Here is a 14,541-nt window from a genome sequence, read left to right on the forward strand (position 1 = left end):
ATGCTATCCACCCAGCCCGGCAGCCGGGACGGTCAGCCCGCCCGGGGCGCGGATCACCTCGGCGAGGTCCTCACCCGGCTCGACGGTGGCGCCCGGCCAGACCACGCACCGGGTGATGCGGCCGGCCACGTGGGCGCCGGCGCCGACGACCGAACCGGTGGCCGTGCCGGCCACGTGGGCGCCGGCACCGACCACCGACCCGGTGGCCGTACCGGTCACCTCGGCAGAAGGGTCGACCAGGCCGGCGCCGGCGGCGTGCAGGTTGGCCTCCAGATACAGCGACGGGGTGCCGGTGTCCAGGTAGTGGCCCTCGTAGCCGATCAGTTCCAGGGCGCCCTCGGCCTCGGCGGGACGCCACGCGGTGCGGACGAGATCGCTGTGCTCATCCGGCAGGGTGGCGACGTACCGCCAAGGAAGCAGGGAGAAACCGGCGAAACGGTTACCGCTGAAACCGCCGGCCTCGCCGGGACGGCACGGCTTGGTCAGCAGGCGCACCGTGTCGCCGGACCAGCCGTCGCACAGGGCCTCGATGTCCCGGCCGGGGTCGCGGAACGGGTCGGCCAGGTAGGCGTCGGCGTTGCCGACCAGCACCCCGCGACCGTCGATCCACTTGCGCAGCCGGGCGACGCCGCCGGAGGTGCCCAGCGGGCCGTCCGGCTCGACCGACAGGTGCGCGCGGCCGGTGGCGTACGCGACGACCTGATCGGCGAGGTAGGCCGCGTTCACCGCGACGTCCTCCGGGCCGAGCAGGCCGAGGCCGGCCAGGCGGCGCAGGGCGTGGTCGAGCAGCGGCAGGTTGCCGACCGGGCAGAGGGCTTTCGGGACGGTCGCGGTGAGCGGGCGCAGCCGCTGCCCCTCGCCGGCGGCGAGCACGACCCCGCACACCTCGGGACTGCGCGGCGTACCGGATCCGGCGACGGCCGGGCCGGTGGGCGAGTGGGTCACTGGGGAGCTCCAGGGGCGGGGCGGCCGGTGGGTCACTGGGGGAGATCCCGGGACGGGGCGGCGCTGGACGACGGGACCGACGGGGGCAACTCGCCGGCTTTGGGCCCGATCCCGTAGACGCCGAGCAGCCGGGCTGTCGGCCAGGTCAGCTTCGGCAGGTCGTCGACCGGCCACCAGCGGGCCTCCAGGACCTCGCCGCCGTCGACCGCCAGCGGTGTGCTGGACGCCGGCACCCAGCCGAACCAGACCGTGTCGACGACCCCGCCGTTCGGGTGGACGATCGCGTTCGGGTCGCCGGGGCGCAGATCGCCCGGCTCGATCCGGACGCCGGCCTCCTCGTGCAGCTCGCGGGCGGCGCCGACGGCTGGCAGCTCGCCGCGCTTGAGCAGGCCGGCCGGGAGACCCCAGCCGCGGCCGGGCGGCTGGCGCAGCAGCAGGATGCGGCCCGGCTCGGCGGCCTCCGCGTCCCGGATCACCGCCACCGCGCCGACCAGGAATTTGGGGGAGACCGCGCGGGCGATGTGGCGCCGCATCGGCAGGGGGAGGCCGTAGAAGACCTGATACGCGAGGCCACGCAGCTGCCGAGGAAGGTTCACGCGCGTAAGGCTAGCCCGGCCCGCTGAACGAAGCCTGCGGGGTGGGCGGAAGGCGGGGCGGGACCGGCCTCAGTCCGGGTGGTCCACCATGGCGATCAGCTGCTCGACCACCGAGTCCGGCTCGACGGTGCGCTCGCAGACCGCGACGAGCAGGGTTTCCAGGTCGGGGTAGCCCATGTCCTCGGCGAGGCGGCGCAACGGCACCTCACTGGCCAGGCCGCGGTCGTGTTTGCGCAGGGTCAGCCCGATCGTCGCCCGGCCCAGGCGGACCTTGTCGGCGATGCTGATGCCGGGCTCGTTCCGCTCGTCGAAGAAGCGGTTGATCTGCATCTGCGCCTGGCTCGACTTGACGAATCCGAGCCACTCCCGACGCGGGCCGCGCGGGGCGTTCGGCTCGACCTCGACGTGCCCGTCGTTCTCCGAGAAGATCTCGACGACGTCACCGTCGCGCAGCGGGGAGCTGAGGGGGGCGAGGCGGCCGTTGATGGTGGCGGCGAGGCACTGGTCGCCCTTCGACGGGCCCAGCTCGTACGCCAGGTCGACCGGGGTGGAGCCGCTGGGCAGTTCGTACGCGTTGCCGTGGGCGAAGACCGTGATCTGGGCCTCGGCCAGGTCACATCGGAGCGAATCGAGGAACTGGGCCGCGTCGGTGGTGTCCTGCTGCCAGTCGAGCACTCGTTTCAGCCAGGTCAGCTGGTCGGCGCCGGGTGGCTCGTCGGACACCTTGGGATATCGGTAGCTGGTGGCGACGCCGTACTCGGAGTATCGATGCATGGTCTCGGTGCGGATCAGCACCTCGACCAGGCGTCCCTCCGGGCCGACCACGGTGGTGTGCAGTGAGCGGTACAGGTTGTTCTTCGGCGAGGCGATGAAGTCCTTGAACCGGCCGGCGACCGGGCGCCAGCGGCCGTGGATCGCGCCGAGCGCGGCGTAACAGTCGGTTTCCGGTCCGTCCACCACGACCGCGATCCGGGGCAGGTCGAGCGGGACCGAGTGGCCGCCGGCGACGGTGTCCTTCCAGATCGAGTAGTAGTGCCGGGGACGCGCGGTGACCTCGGCGTCGACCCGGGACCGGCGCAGCGCGACGCGCGCCTTGGCGGAGACGTCGGCCAGGTAGTCACCCCAGCCGGGCCGGTTGCGCACGTGCTCGTCGATCCGGGCGAACGCGTCCGGCTCCAGGTGGAACAGGACCACGTCGTCGAGGTCGCGTTTGAGCGCCTGGATGCCGAGCCGGTCGCAGAGCGGGACCAGCACGTCCAGCGTGGCGTTGGCGATCCGGGCCCGGGAGGCCGGCGAGCGGGCGTCCAGCGTGCGCATGTTGTGCAGCCGGTCGGCCAGCTTGATCACCAGCACCCGGACGTCCTTGCCGGCCGCGACGATCATCTTGCGGATCGTCTCGCCCTCGGCGGCCTTGCCGTAGAACGCCTTGTCGAACTTGGTCACGCCGTCGACCAGGTGGGTCACCTCGGGGCCGAAGTCGCCCTCCAGAGCCTCCAGCGTGTAGCTGGTGTCCTCCACCGTGTCGTGCAGCAGCGAGGCGACCAGGGTGGTGGTGTCCATCCCGAGCTCGGCGCAGATCTGCGCGACGGCCAGTGGATGCGTGATGTACGGATCGCCGGACTTGCGGAACTGGCCGCGGTGCATGCTCTCGGCGATCGCGTAGCTGCGGCGCAGCAGCGCCACATCGGCCGCCGGGTGGATGGTCCGGTGCGTCTTGGCCAGGGTCGAAACCGGATCGTCGTCGTTGCCCTGGAAGCTCAGCAGCGAACGGAGCCGCCGGGTGAAGCTGAGCGGGCTCGGGGACGTGGCGGCCGGCAGCGCACGACCGAGAGCGGCGCCGTGGCCGGCGTCGACGTCCACCCGGACACCCCCTCACCGATCGTCATGCCCCGTGCGAGAAGCATGGCACGCGAACCGTGGTGGCTGCCTCTGCCGCAACCGTGAATCACCACAAGTCCCCGAGTCCTTTACAGCCTAAGCGAGCGGGCGTCATCCGAACGGTCAGTTACCGATAGGCGAACGGTCGAGTCTTGTGCGGACGCGGCCGCCTCGGCCCGGCTGAGCAGGACCGCGAAACGCGCCGCGCCACGAGCCGGTGACACCCAGTCGCCGGAGGTTTCCACCAGCCGGGTGTCCCCCCGCTCCAGCCAGGCCAGGATGCGCTCGGTCTCCTCCGCCGTGGCCGACGGCACCGGGCCCGGTCCGGGAAGGACCGTCTCGGCGGTCAACAGTGCCGCGTCCAGGGTGGGCCGGGGATGCTCGCGGGGCGGAGAGGTGGCCGCGGCGGCCAGCCGGCCGTGCCGGACCACCGCGATCTCCCAGCCGCCCCGGTCGTCCCGGCGGGCCGCGACGACCTGCGGCAGCCGGGTCAGCGCGTCCAACCGCTGCATCCGGATCAGCGCGCGCAGCAGGGCGATCAGGCGGGACCGGACGGTGGCCGCCTCCTCGTACCGCCGGCGGTCGCTCAGCGTGTCCAGCCGGGCCAGGATCGCCTCGATCACCGGACCGGGGTCGCCGGACGTGGCGACCCGGAAGGGGGCGGCGGCGCGCAGGTCGTACTCCTCCGGGGTGATCTCGTGCTCGCACGGCGCCGGGCAGCGGCCCAGCTCGGCCAGCGCGCAGGCCGGGGTGCGGGTGCGCAGCGACAGCTTGTGGTTGCACTGTCGCAACGGCACGGCGTCGTAGACGCCGGCGGCGGCCAGCTCGGCGGTGCGCCGCGAGGAGAACGGGCCCAGATAGGTGGCGCCGTCCTCGGCGAAGCGCCGGACCACCGACAGCCGGGGGAAGGCCTCGGCGGTCAGTTTGAGCCACACCACCCGCTCCGGATATTTCGAGCGGCGGTTGTACGGCGGGGTGTGCGCCGCGATCAGGCGGAGCTCGCGCACCTCCGCCTCCAGCGGATGGGCGCACTCGATCGCCTCCACCCGGACCGCGGCGGTGAGCATCTCGGAGATCCGCGCGCGTTTCTCGCCGGCCGTGAAGTAGCTGCGCACCCGGGTGGCGACATCCTTCGACGTGCCGACGTAGAGCGGGCGCTCGTCGGCGGCCCGGAAGATGTAGACCCCCGGCACGTGCGGCAGGCCGTCGGCCAGGTGCCGGCGGCTGCGCTGGGCCGGGGTGACCGCCTTGGCGAACTCGATCGCGTCGCCCAGGGTGTGCACCCGGAAGCTGCCCAGCCGTTCGATCAGCCCGTGCAGCACGTCGACGGTCGCTTTCGCGTCGTCGAGCGCCCGGTGGTTGGGCTGCACCGCGGAGCGGAAGAACTGGGCCAGCGTGCCGAGCTTGCGATTGGGCACCTCGTCGCGGGTCAGCGCCCGACGGGCCAGGGCCGCGGTGTCCAGCACCCGGGGCGCCGGCCACGGATAGCCGTGCCGGGCGCAGGCGGCTTTCAGGAAGCCCACGTCGTAGGGCGCGTTGTGGGCGACCAGGACGGCACCGCGCAGGAACTCCAGCAGCGCCGGCAGCACCGTCTCGATCGGCGGGGCCGGGCGCAGCATCGCCTCGGTGATGCCGGTCAGCACGGTGATGAACGGCGGCAGCGGCTCACCCGGGTTCACCAGCGTGCCGAACTCGCCGATCGGCACGCCGCCGCGCACCTTGACCGCGCCGATCTCGGTGATCCCGCCACCGTCCGGAGCGCCGCCGGTGGTCTCCAGGTCGAGCACCACGAAGGTGGTGTCGGCCAGCGAGACGGCCGCCGGATCCACCGAGCCGTCCGCCGACAGCAGCGTGTCCAGAGTGCCCTGCACATAAGCCGGTTGTGCCACGGCGGGCAACACTAGAGCGGGGGTACGACATTAACCGAACCCGCCTGGAAAAGATCACTTGCCGTGGCAAGCGTTTTCGCGGGCCACGGTGTGAGAATGGGTGGATGTCCGCGCCGCTGAACCCCGACGACCGCCCCGCAGAGGAGGCGGCGGCCGCGGCTGTGGATGTCACCCCCGAGCCGATTCTGCCGGAGGTCGTCCGGCAGCGGATCATGACACTCGCCGCCGCCGCGCTGCCCGGGCTGCCGGCCGACGAGATCCCGGTGGTGCTGCGCCGGGTCGCCCGCTTCGCACCGAACCGGCGGGCCCGCCTCGGCGGCCGGGAGATCGCCGCCCAGCTGACCGCCGACCCGCTGTTCCGGCAGCGGATCGGTGCCCGGATCGTGACCGACGCCGGTGACCTGGGCGCCGCCGTGACCAGCGGGGTCGCCCCGGCCGCGGCCGACCCGGTGGAGGTCGCCGCGCTGGCCTACCTGGCCCGCCCGGACGGCTGGCGGGACCTGATCGAGGCGGCCGGTGACGTGGTCCGGGCCGACGCCGACAGCCACGCCCTGGCCGACCGGATCCGCGCCGCCGAGCAGCGGGCCACCCGCGCCGAGCACGACCGGGCGGTGGCCCGGGTCGAGGCCGACAAGCTGCGCGACGAGCTGGCCCGGGTCCGCGAGGAGCTCGGCCAGGTGCGCGAGGAGGCGCGGGTCGCGGCCAAGGCGCTGCGCGAGACCCAGGCCGCCCAGAAACGCGCGGCCGACCTGCTAGCCACCGAGAAGGGCCGCGCTGCGCGCGTCGCCCTGGACCACGAGGCGGAGGTACGCCGGATGCGCTCGCGCCTCGCCGACGCGGAAGCCGCCGCGGCCACCGGGAAGCAGGCCGCCAAGGACGCCCGCGCGGTCGACGACGCCCGCCTCTGGCTGCTGCTCGAAACCATCGGGCAGGCGGCCACCGGCCTGCGCCGCGAGCTGGCCCTGGACCCCACCGACAAGCTGCCCGCCGACTTCGTGGCCGACGCCGCGGCCGACCGGCCCGGCGCACCCGAGCGGTCCCAGGCCCGCGCCCAGGACACCGACGACCCGGGCCGGCTCGACCAGCTGCTCGCGCTGCCCCGCGCCCACCTGGTCGTCGACGGGTACAACGTGACCAAGCGCGGCTTCGCCGACATGTCCCTGGAGCAGCAGCGCAAACGCCTGATCACCGGGCTCGGCGGGATCGCCGCGCAGACCGGGGACGAGGTCACCGTGGTGTTCGACGGGGCCGAGCGGGTGCACGGGCTGCCGCCGGCGCCGCGCGGCGTGCGGGTGCTCTTCTCCCGCAAGGGCACCACCGCCGACGAGCTGATCCGCCAGCTGGTCCGGGCCGAGCCGCCCGGTCGGCCGCTGGTGGTGGTCTCCTCCGACCGGGAGGTCGCCGACGGTGTCCGTCGTCACGGGGCGTATCCGATGGGCGCGGATTCGCTGCTGCGCCGGCTCGCCCGGTCCTGAGCCCCCCTCGTACACCGGCGCGGCGATTTTCTTGTCATACCCCCGGCCTAGCGTGACGGTCACCTGAGGTGACCGGCCCGTCGCGCCGGGCCTCCTGGTCGAGGAGGGGTAATGATCATCGATTGTGGTCGTTGCGTCGAGCGGACCGACGAGTGCACCGGGTGCCTGGTCAGCGTGCTCGCGCAGACACCGGACGGGATCGCCGACCTGACTCCCGGTGAGCTGCGGGCGATCGAGGTGTTCGAGCTGGCCGGTCTCGAGGTGGAGCTGCTGGAGACGCCGGAGCCGCCGGTCCGGGTCGCGCTCCGCCGGACGGCATAGGATCTTTCGCCATGACTCCCCGGATGTGGGCCCTGGTGTCGTTCGGGGTGCTGCTCGTGGCGCTGGTGCTGGTCGCCGCGCTCACCGTGCCCTGGCACCGCGCCCCCGCCCCGCGTGCCGACCAGGTGGCCGCGCTCGGCCGATTCCCGGCCGAGCAGGTCGCCCGGGCCCGGCAGTTCCGCGCCGAGCTGCGTCCCGGCACCTACGGCAGCATGCTGCTCGGCCTGGTGGTGGCGCTGGCGCTCGGGCTCACCCCGCTCGGCGCCCGGCTGGTCGAGCTGGCCGGCCGGCCGTTCGGCGGGCACTGGCTGGGCCGCGCGGTGCTCGGCGGGCTGCTCGTGGTCCTCGTCGGCGAGCTGCTCACCCTGCCGTTCGCGGCCTGGCGGCACACCATCGTGGTGCGCTACGGGATATCCACCCAGTCGTGGGGCGGCTGGGGCACCGACCTGCTGAAATCCTTCGCCGTCTCGGCCGTGCTGGGCGGCCTGGCCCTGGCCGGGTTCTTCGCGGTCACCCGCTTCGCACCACGCTGGTGGTGGGCCTTCGGGGCGGCCGGTGCCGCCGGGCTCGTGGTGCTGCTGTCGTTCGTGCTGCCGGTGGTCGTCGAGCCGATCTTCAACAGGTTCACCCCGATGCCGGCCGGCCCGCTGCGCGCCGAGCTGATCGCGCTGGCCGCCGCCGACGGTGTGCCGGTCAAGGACGTGCTGGTCGCCGACGCGTCGCGGCGCACCCGCGCGGTCAACGCGTACGTGTCCGGCCTCGGCCCCACCCGGCGGATCGTCGTCTACGACACCCTGCTCACCGAGGCCACGCCGGACGAGGTGGTCTCGGTGACCGCCCACGAGCTCGGCCACGCCAAGGACGGCGATGTGCTCACCGGCACCCTGCTCGGCGCGCTCGGCGCCGCGCTCGCGGTGATCGCGATCTACCTGCTCGGCGCCTGGACCGGCCTGCTCCGGCTGGCCGGCGTCGACACGATCGGCGAGCCCCGGGCGATCGGCCTGCTGCTCGCGCTGGCCGCGCTTGCCGGGCTGCTCGCCGGCCCCGGCCAGGCGTTCGTCTCCCGGCAGATCGAGGCCCGTGCCGACCGGCACGCCCTCGACCTGACCGGTGACCCGCAGACCTTCGAAGCCATGCAACGCCGCCTCGGCACCGTCAACCTGTCCGACCCCGACCCGCCGACCTGGGAGTTGCTGATGTTCGCCACGCACCCGTCCACCGTGCAGCGGATGGCCGCGGCCCGCGCCTACGCCCGGGGCGAACGCTGATGACGACCCCCGGCCCGCTCCCCGCCCACCCCCGCGCCGCCGGCCCGCTCCCCGCCCACCCTCGCGCCGCCGGTCGTCCCGTGGTCCGCCTCCGCGCCGCCGGTCGTCCCGCGGTCCGCCCTCGTGCCGCGGGTCGTCTCGCGGTCCGCTCTCGTGTCGCGGGTCGTCTCGCGGCGCGACCCCGCGCCGTTGGTTTCCTTGCGGGCGGGGCCTGCGTCCGGCGCGCCCGGATGGGGCTTGTCGGCGGGGGTGTCCGCTGATGGCGCGCACGCTGCTGGTCACCAACGACTTTCCGCCGCGGCCCGGCGGCATTCAACAGTTCGTGCACAACCTCGCGGTGCGCCAGCCGGCCGGCTCGGTGATCGTCTACTCGTCCACTTGGAAAGGGGCGGCCGCGTTCGACGCCGAGCAGCCGTTCGAGGTGGTCCGGGAGGACACCGGGATGCTCCTACCCACCCCGGCGGTCGCCAGACGGGCCGGCGAACTCGCCCGCGCACACGGGTGCGACAGCGTCCTGTTCGGCGCGGCCGCCCCGCTCGGGCTGCTCGCCCACGGCCTGCGCCGCACCGCCGGGATCACCCGCGCGGTCGGCATCACCCACGGCCACGAGATCGGCTGGGCCGCCCTGCCCGGCGCCCGTTCGCTGCTGCGCCGCATCGCCCGCGGCAGTGACGTCATCACCTACCTGGGGGAGTACCAGCGGGTCCGCCTCGACAGGGCGCTGCACGGGCTGACCGACCTGCGACGACTCGCCCCCGGCGTCGACGTCGACACGTTCCATCCCGGCGTCGACGGCTCCGCGGTCCGCAAACGGCACGGCCTCGCCGACCGCCCGGTGGTGGTCTGCGTGTCCCGGCTGGTCCCGCGCAAGGGGCAGGACATGCTGATCCGTGCCCTCCCGGAGCTTCGCCGCCGCGTCCCCGGCGCGGCGCTGCTGCTGGTCAGCGGCGGTCCGTACCGCAAGACCCTGGCCACCCTGGCCCGCGATCACGGCGTCGAGTCCGACGTGATCTTCACCGGCTCGGTCCCGTGGGCGGAACTCCCCGAGCACTACGCGGCCGGCGACGTCTACGCGATGCCGTGCCGCACCCGCGCCGCCGGCCTGGACGTCGAAGGCCTCGGCATCGTCTACCTGGAAGCCTCCGCCACCGGCCTCCCGGTCGTCGGCGGTGACTCCGGTGGCGCCCCCGACGCGGTCCGCGACGGCGAAACCGGCTATGTCGTCGGCGGCACCGACCTGGCCGGCCTCACCGACCGCCTCACCACCCTGCTGTCCGACCCGGATCAGGCCCGCACCATGGGTCAGGCCGGCCGAGCCTGGGTCGAGAAGGAGTGGCGCTGGGAAACCCAGGCCGCCCGCCTCACCAACCTGCTCACCCCACCCGCCTGACCCGGCCGCCTGCGTCCGCCCGCCTGCCTGAGCCCGCCGGCCTGACCCGGTCGCCTGTGTCTGCCCGCCTGCCTGACCCGGTCGCCTGTGTCTGCCCGCCTGCCCGACCCGGCTTCCCTGCCCGGCCCGGCCCGCCTGCCTGGTCCGGCCCGCTTCAACCGGACCAGATGACCGCCGCGATCGATTCAGCCGTGCTGGTCGCGTCCGCGTCCGCGTCCGCGTTGCGCGGGTCGGGCTGACCACGCCCGCGGGGCGGGTAGGGCCAGCGGTTTGTCCGCGTCCAGCGATTGCCGGTACAGCGGTCGGTGGTTCCAGCGGGTTGGTCGTGAGCGGCTGTCAGCTGCTCCAGCCGCTGGAGTTGGAGCCGCTTTCGCGGCTGATGCCGGAACCGGTTTCCGGCCAGCTACCGAAGCGTTCCTGGTGGAGGTTCGCGAAGAGATAGCACATGGCTTCGCAGTCGGCGTCCACGACGGCCTTCTGCGGGTCGGCGCTGACCGCGTCGTAGTAGGCCCGGCCCAGAGCGACGATGTGTCCACGCGCGTAGAGGAAGCCGTCGTCGGAACCGTCGGTGACCTCGTGGATGTCCGCACGGTCGAGGTCGTGAAGTTTGCGTTCCAGCACCCGGTCCAAAGCGGTCAGTTCGGCCGAGGAGAGATCGGCAGAGAGGGCGGTGAGCTGCTCCACGAAGCGGTCCAGCCAGGCGTCGATCGCATATGGATCCGTGCCGGGCGCCCCGGTCAGCAGCTCGTGGCGCAGGCGGGCGGGTTCGTCGCCGAGGGCGGTCCAGGCCGACTCGATCAGGCTCCAGAAGCGTGCCTCGTCGGCCTCGGCTGGAAAGATCTTCTCCGTCATGGCCCGGGAGGATACCGATCGCGGCCGTCCAGCCGACTACCGACCGATCGCGGCCGTCCGGCCGACTACCGACCGGGTAGGGCCGGGTGCCGATCGTCGGCATCGGGTGGGTGGCCGATCAGGCCGGTAAGGATCCCGATCAGCGGCGTCCCGCAGGTCACGGGTCCTGGGTGGCCACGCCGGGGGGATCCCGGCGTGAATGAGCGTGGACATGGGGCGGGGCGGGGGCGTAGGAACGGAACGGAGGGATCCCGACCGGAGGCCGCCGATGCCGGACGCCGACACCGCCCGACCCGCCACCGCCGACCACCCGCCGCCTGCGGCCGTGCCCGCCGCCGGCGCCTCCCCACCGACGACGGAGGACGACCAGCCGGTGGTGCTGGAGGCTGGGGGAGAGGGCGAGCTGGAGCTGCCCTACTGGCTGACCAGCACCCAGGAGGCCGCCGACACCACCTTCCTGCAGATGTTGCGGCGGCTGCCGAGGCTGCTCAGGCAGGCTTGGCTGTTGGGCTGGCGGGCCAGTCCCGGTACCACCGTCGCGGTTCTCGTTCTGCAGGTGGCGGCCGGGGTGGCGGGGGCGCTGGGGCTGATCAGCGTGGTGGGGGTGTTCGACGGGCTGCTGCAGGCCGGGCCGACGCCGGAGCGGGTGCGTGCGGCGGTGCCGTCGCTGCTGTTCCTGGTGGCGGCGCTGGCGGTGCGGGGCTTGCTGGCCAGTGCGGCGACGGCGGCGCACGGGCGGCTGTCGCCGGCGGTGTACGAGGCGGCCGAGAACCGGCTGCTCGATCTGACCACGCGGGTGGATCTGGCGACCTTCGACGATCCGGACTGGCGGGACGCCATGGAACGGGCCCGCGACCGGGGGATCGACGCGGCACAGCAGGTGGTGGACTTCGGCATCGAGGTGCTGACCCACGTGATCGGGCTGGTGGCGGCGGCCGGGGTGCTGGCCGTGCTGCATCCGGCGCTGCTGCCGCTGCTGATCCTGGCGGTGGTTCCGACCGGCTGGGCGGCGGTGCGGGCGGCGCGTGCCGGGTATCGCAGCCGGCTGCGGTTGATCGCCGTGTGGCGGCGCCAGCGGATGCTCGCCTACCTGTTGGCGGCGCGGGAACCGGCCGCCGAACTGCGGGCCTTCACGGTACGCCGGTTCCTGCTCGCCGAGGTGGCCCGCCTGCTGCGGATCTCCACGGTGGAGGAGATCCGTATGGTGACCCGGCAGGTCCGGACGAATCTGGCCGGGCAGGCACTGAGCGGGCTGCTCACCGGGCTGGCGTATGTGACGCTGTGCTGGCTGTTGTGGACGGGGCGGATGGAGCTCGCCGCCGGGGGCGCCGCCGCGTACGCCATCAATATCGGTATTTCCAAACTGCGCGAACTGGCCTTCTCGGCGAACCGGGTGTACGAGTACGGGTTGTACTTCGCCGATTTCCAGGGGTTCTGCGAGCTGTCCGAGGCGCGGGCCGAGCCAGCGTCCGAGGTGCCCGCGCCGGCGACGTTCGGCGAGATCCGGGTGGACGGCGTGACGTTCCGGTATCCGGATGCGGAGCGGGCCGCGGTGGACGGGGTGAGCATGACGCTGCGCCGCGGCGAGATCATCGCGCTGGTCGGGGAGAACGGCTCCGGGAAGTCGACGCTGGCCGCGGTGCTGGCCGGGCTGTACCGGCCGCAGCAGGGCACGGTCAGCTGGGACGGGGTGGACGTGACCCGGTTCCGGCCGGAGTCGGTGCGCGAGCGGGTGGCGGTGGTGATGCAGGAGCCGACCCGGTGGCCGCTGTCGGCGCGGGCCAACATCGCGATCGGGCGGCACGACCGGCCGGCGTCGCTGGCCGAGGTGCGCGAATCGGCCCGGGCCGGTGACGCCCACGGGTTCGTGACGGAACTTCCCCGGGGGTACGAGACGCTGCTGTCCCGGCATTTCACCGACGGCGCCGACCTGTCCGGCGGGCAGTGGCAGCGGCTCGCGGTGAGCCGGGCGTTCCACCGGGACGCGCCGCTGCTGATCTGTGACGAGCCGACCGCGAACCTGGACGCGCGGGCCGAGCACGAGGTGTACGGCCGGCTGCGCGGGCTGGCCGCCGGCCGGACCGTGGTGCTGATCACGCACCGGATGGCCAGTGTCCGCGAGGCCGACCGGATCTATGTGCTGGATCACGGCGCGGTCGTCGAGCAGGGCGGTCACGACGAGCTGATGGCGGCCGGCGGGTTGTACGCGCAGCTGTTCACGTTGCAGGCCAGCGCCTATCAATCCGCCTGATCAGGTGTCACAGTTGTCCCATGGATCCGGTGGGTTTGGCGGCGGTCGGCGTGGTGCTCGTGGCCGGGGCCGGCGTCGGGTGGTGGCGGCGCCGGACGGATGGCGGCGTGCGGCAGACTGGGGCCGTGGACACGGTGGATCGCGCCCTGCTCGTCCGGCTCGGGGTGGAGCCCGGCCGGGTCACGCTGCTGCAGTTCTCCACCGCGTTCTGCGCGCCCTGCCGGGCCGTGCGCCGGGTCAGCGCCGAGGTGGTGGCGCTGCTCCCCGAGGTGCGGCACGTCGAGGTGGACGCGGAGAGCCACCTCGACGAGGTCCGCGAGCTGGACATCTGGCGCACCCCGACGCTGCTGATCGTGGACGGCGCCGGCCGGGTGACCAGACGTGCCACCGGGGTGCCGGCCAAGCCGCAGCTGATCGCGGCCCTGGCCGAGTCAGGCGTGCGCGGCGACTCCGGCCGGCTCGGCGGACCGGGTCAGATCGCGGGAGCCGCGGATCAGTAGCGGGGACGCGGCCGCGGCGAACAGCACGAACGCGCAGGCCACCAGCACCCGATCGACGCCGAACCGGGCGGTCAGCGGGCCGGCCAGCGCGTTGCCCACCGGCATCGCCAGGAACGACGTCAGGTAGTCCCAGGACGCCACCCGGCCCAGCATGGTCCGTGGCACCCGGTCCTGGATCGCGGTCTCCCAGGCCACCGCGAAGAACATCAGGCCGCCGTATCCGACGATCGCGCCGGCCAGCACCGCGGTGAGCCTGCCGGGCCAGACGTACGACAACGCCCAGAACGGCATCAGCATCAGCGTGAGCCACCCGGCCCGGAGCAGGCGACGGGGCCGCACGCGCAGGGCGAGCGCCGAGCCGAGCAGGCCGCCCAGTCCCTCGGCGCCGGAGATCCAGCCGATCGCGTGCGCGCCGCCGAGCCGCTGCCATGCGATCAACGGCACAAGGACCAGGATGATCCCGTTCGCCACGTGGTAGACGGTGGCGCTGAGCATCCCACCCAGCAGCCAGTCCCGGCTGCGGATCGCCTGCCATCCGGCGCCCAGCTCACGCAGCATCGGCTCATGCGGGCCACGCTCCACGCGTACGCGAATCAATGCGGCGGTGACCAGGGAGGCCAGGAAGCTGACCGAGTTGACGGCGAAGCCGGCCGGAGCGCCGACGGCGGCGACGACGAGGCCGCCGAGCACCGGGCCGGCGACCCCGCAGCCGGTCTGCAGCATGCTCAGTGTGGCGTTGGCCCGCTGCAGATCGACGGCCGGGACCAGCAGCGGTTTGAGCGCGCTCATCGCCGGGGTGAAGAAGGCGCCGGCACCGGCCGAGACCACCGTGAGCGCGCAGAGGGCGCCCAGGTGGTAGCCGCCGCCGCGGAACATCAGCGCCAGGCCGGCGGTGGACAGCATCCGGATGACGTCGGAGACGACCATGACGTGCCGGGGCTGCAGCCGGTCCGCCCAGACGCCGCCGAACAGTGTGCCGGCCAGCATGGTGAGCACCGAGGCGGCCATCACCAGGCCGAGGTCGCGGACGCTGCCACCGTGGGCGAAGACCGCGACCGCGAGGGCCACGGTCTGGAAGCCGGTGCCCAGCCAGGACAGGGTCTGGCCGGCAGCGAGAAGCCGGAAGTCGCGTGTCATGGGCCCAAAATAATTTACCGTCTAACTATCAGGCAACTA

The 14,541-nt window shown here is 73.4% G+C and carries 12 protein-coding genes; 6 read left to right on the forward strand and 6 right to left on the reverse strand.

All coding sequences use genetic code 11. The features are described 5' to 3' along the window. Positions 1 to 3: 3 nt before the first annotated feature. The 4 genes from ACSP50_RS07865 to ACSP50_RS07880 all read right to left on the reverse strand — a co-directional run bounded on the left by ACSP50_RS07865 (position 4) and on the right by ACSP50_RS07880 (position 5,308). Positions 4 to 945, reverse strand: coding sequence for an NTP transferase domain-containing protein (locus ACSP50_RS07865; protein ID WP_014688626.1), 942 nt, complete (start codon positions 943 to 945; stop codon positions 4 to 6). A 32-nt stretch (positions 946 to 977) separates the two neighbouring features. Then, positions 978 to 1,541: an NUDIX domain-containing protein gene (locus ACSP50_RS07870; protein ID WP_014688627.1), complete on the reverse strand. Its 564-nt coding sequence runs from the start codon at positions 1,539 to 1,541 to the stop codon at positions 978 to 980. A gap of 69 nt (positions 1,542 to 1,610) precedes the next feature. Beyond that, entirely contained in the window at positions 1,611 to 3,401 is a 1,791-nt protein-coding gene (locus ACSP50_RS07875; RefSeq protein ID WP_014688628.1) for a bifunctional (p)ppGpp synthetase/guanosine-3',5'-bis(diphosphate) 3'-pyrophosphohydrolase, read from the reverse strand. A gap of 107 nt (positions 3,402 to 3,508) precedes the next feature. Continuing rightward, positions 3,509 to 5,308 carry a DEDD exonuclease domain-containing protein gene (locus tag ACSP50_RS07880; protein WP_043511024.1) on the reverse strand — a complete coding sequence of 600 codons (1,800 nt, stop codon included), beginning with the start codon at positions 5,306 to 5,308 and terminating at the stop codon, positions 3,509 to 3,511. 104 nt (positions 5,309 to 5,412) lie between these two features. Between ACSP50_RS07880 and ACSP50_RS07885 the strand changes: the two genes are divergently transcribed. From ACSP50_RS07885 to ACSP50_RS07900, 4 genes are all read left to right on the forward strand, one after another. Further along, positions 5,413 to 6,783, forward strand: coding sequence for an NYN domain-containing protein (locus tag ACSP50_RS07885; protein ID WP_014688630.1), 1,371 nt, complete (start codon positions 5,413 to 5,415; stop codon positions 6,781 to 6,783). A gap of 111 nt (positions 6,784 to 6,894) precedes the next feature. Further along, complete coding sequence (locus ACSP50_RS07890) at positions 6,895 to 7,104, forward strand: hypothetical protein (RefSeq protein WP_014688631.1); 210 nt, start codon at positions 6,895 to 6,897, stop codon at positions 7,102 to 7,104. A gap of 11 nt (positions 7,105 to 7,115) precedes the next feature. Then, positions 7,116 to 8,372 carry a M48 family metalloprotease gene (locus tag ACSP50_RS07895; RefSeq protein WP_014688632.1) on the forward strand — a complete coding sequence of 419 codons (1,257 nt, stop codon included), beginning with the start codon at positions 7,116 to 7,118 and terminating at the stop codon, positions 8,370 to 8,372. Between the two features lie 259 nt (positions 8,373 to 8,631). Further along, the gene (locus ACSP50_RS07900) at positions 8,632 to 9,762 is read left to right on the forward strand and encodes a glycosyltransferase family 4 protein (RefSeq protein WP_014688633.1); all 1,131 of its coding nucleotides are present in this window, start codon (positions 8,632 to 8,634) and stop codon (positions 9,760 to 9,762) included. Positions 9,763 to 10,098: 336 nt separating this feature from the next. On the opposite strand, the gene ACSP50_RS07905 is transcribed toward ACSP50_RS07900, so the two are convergent. Next, positions 10,099 to 10,614 carry a DUF4240 domain-containing protein gene (locus ACSP50_RS07905; protein ID WP_014688634.1) on the reverse strand — a complete coding sequence of 172 codons (516 nt, stop codon included), beginning with the start codon at positions 10,612 to 10,614 and terminating at the stop codon, positions 10,099 to 10,101. 268 nt (positions 10,615 to 10,882) lie between these two features. Here ACSP50_RS07905 and ACSP50_RS07910 point away from each other — a divergent pair, with 268 nt between their 5' ends. Together ACSP50_RS07910 and ACSP50_RS07915 are read left to right on the forward strand one after the other, a co-directional pair. After that, on the forward strand, positions 10,883 to 12,865 hold the full coding sequence (locus ACSP50_RS07910) for an ABC transporter ATP-binding protein (RefSeq protein WP_014688635.1): 1,983 nt from the start codon (positions 10,883 to 10,885) through the stop codon (positions 12,863 to 12,865). Positions 12,866 to 12,885: 20 nt separating this feature from the next. After that, positions 12,886 to 13,365, forward strand: coding sequence for a thioredoxin family protein (locus tag ACSP50_RS07915; protein ID WP_014688636.1), 480 nt, complete (start codon positions 12,886 to 12,888; stop codon positions 13,363 to 13,365). Here the strand turns inward: ACSP50_RS07915 and ACSP50_RS07920 are convergent. Then, on the reverse strand, positions 13,297 to 14,502 hold the full coding sequence (locus tag ACSP50_RS07920) for an MFS transporter (protein ID WP_014688637.1): 1,206 nt from the start codon (positions 14,500 to 14,502) through the stop codon (positions 13,297 to 13,299). The genes ACSP50_RS07915 and ACSP50_RS07920 overlap by 69 nt on opposite strands. Positions 14,503 to 14,541: the final 39 nt, after the last annotated feature.

Source organism: Actinoplanes sp. SE50/110, assembly GCF_900119315.1.
Taxonomy (GTDB): domain Bacteria; phylum Actinomycetota; class Actinomycetes; order Mycobacteriales; family Micromonosporaceae; genus Actinoplanes.

What these genes read in the sequence shown, in the direction of transcription:
- ACSP50_RS07905 (WP_014688634.1), bottom strand. Translation starts at nt 10,614, where the DNA reads ATGACGGAGAAGATCTTTCCAGCCGAGGCCGACGAGGCACGCTTCTGG.
- ACSP50_RS07920 (WP_014688637.1), bottom strand. Translation starts at nt 14,502, where the DNA reads ATGACACGCGACTTCCGGCTTCTCGCTGCCGGCCAGACCCTGTCCTGG.
- ACSP50_RS07895 (WP_014688632.1), top strand. Translation starts at nt 7,116, where the DNA reads ATGACTCCCCGGATGTGGGCCCTGGTGTCGTTCGGGGTGCTGCTCGTG.
- ACSP50_RS07900 (WP_014688633.1), top strand. Translation starts at nt 8,632, where the DNA reads ATGGCGCGCACGCTGCTGGTCACCAACGACTTTCCGCCGCGGCCCGGC.
- ACSP50_RS07885 (WP_014688630.1), top strand. Translation starts at nt 5,413, where the DNA reads ATGTCCGCGCCGCTGAACCCCGACGACCGCCCCGCAGAGGAGGCGGCG.
- ACSP50_RS07915 (WP_014688636.1), top strand. Translation starts at nt 12,886, where the DNA reads ATGGATCCGGTGGGTTTGGCGGCGGTCGGCGTGGTGCTCGTGGCCGGG.
- ACSP50_RS07910 (WP_014688635.1), top strand. Translation starts at nt 10,883, where the DNA reads ATGCCGGACGCCGACACCGCCCGACCCGCCACCGCCGACCACCCGCCG.
- ACSP50_RS07890 (WP_014688631.1), top strand. Translation starts at nt 6,895, where the DNA reads ATGATCATCGATTGTGGTCGTTGCGTCGAGCGGACCGACGAGTGCACC.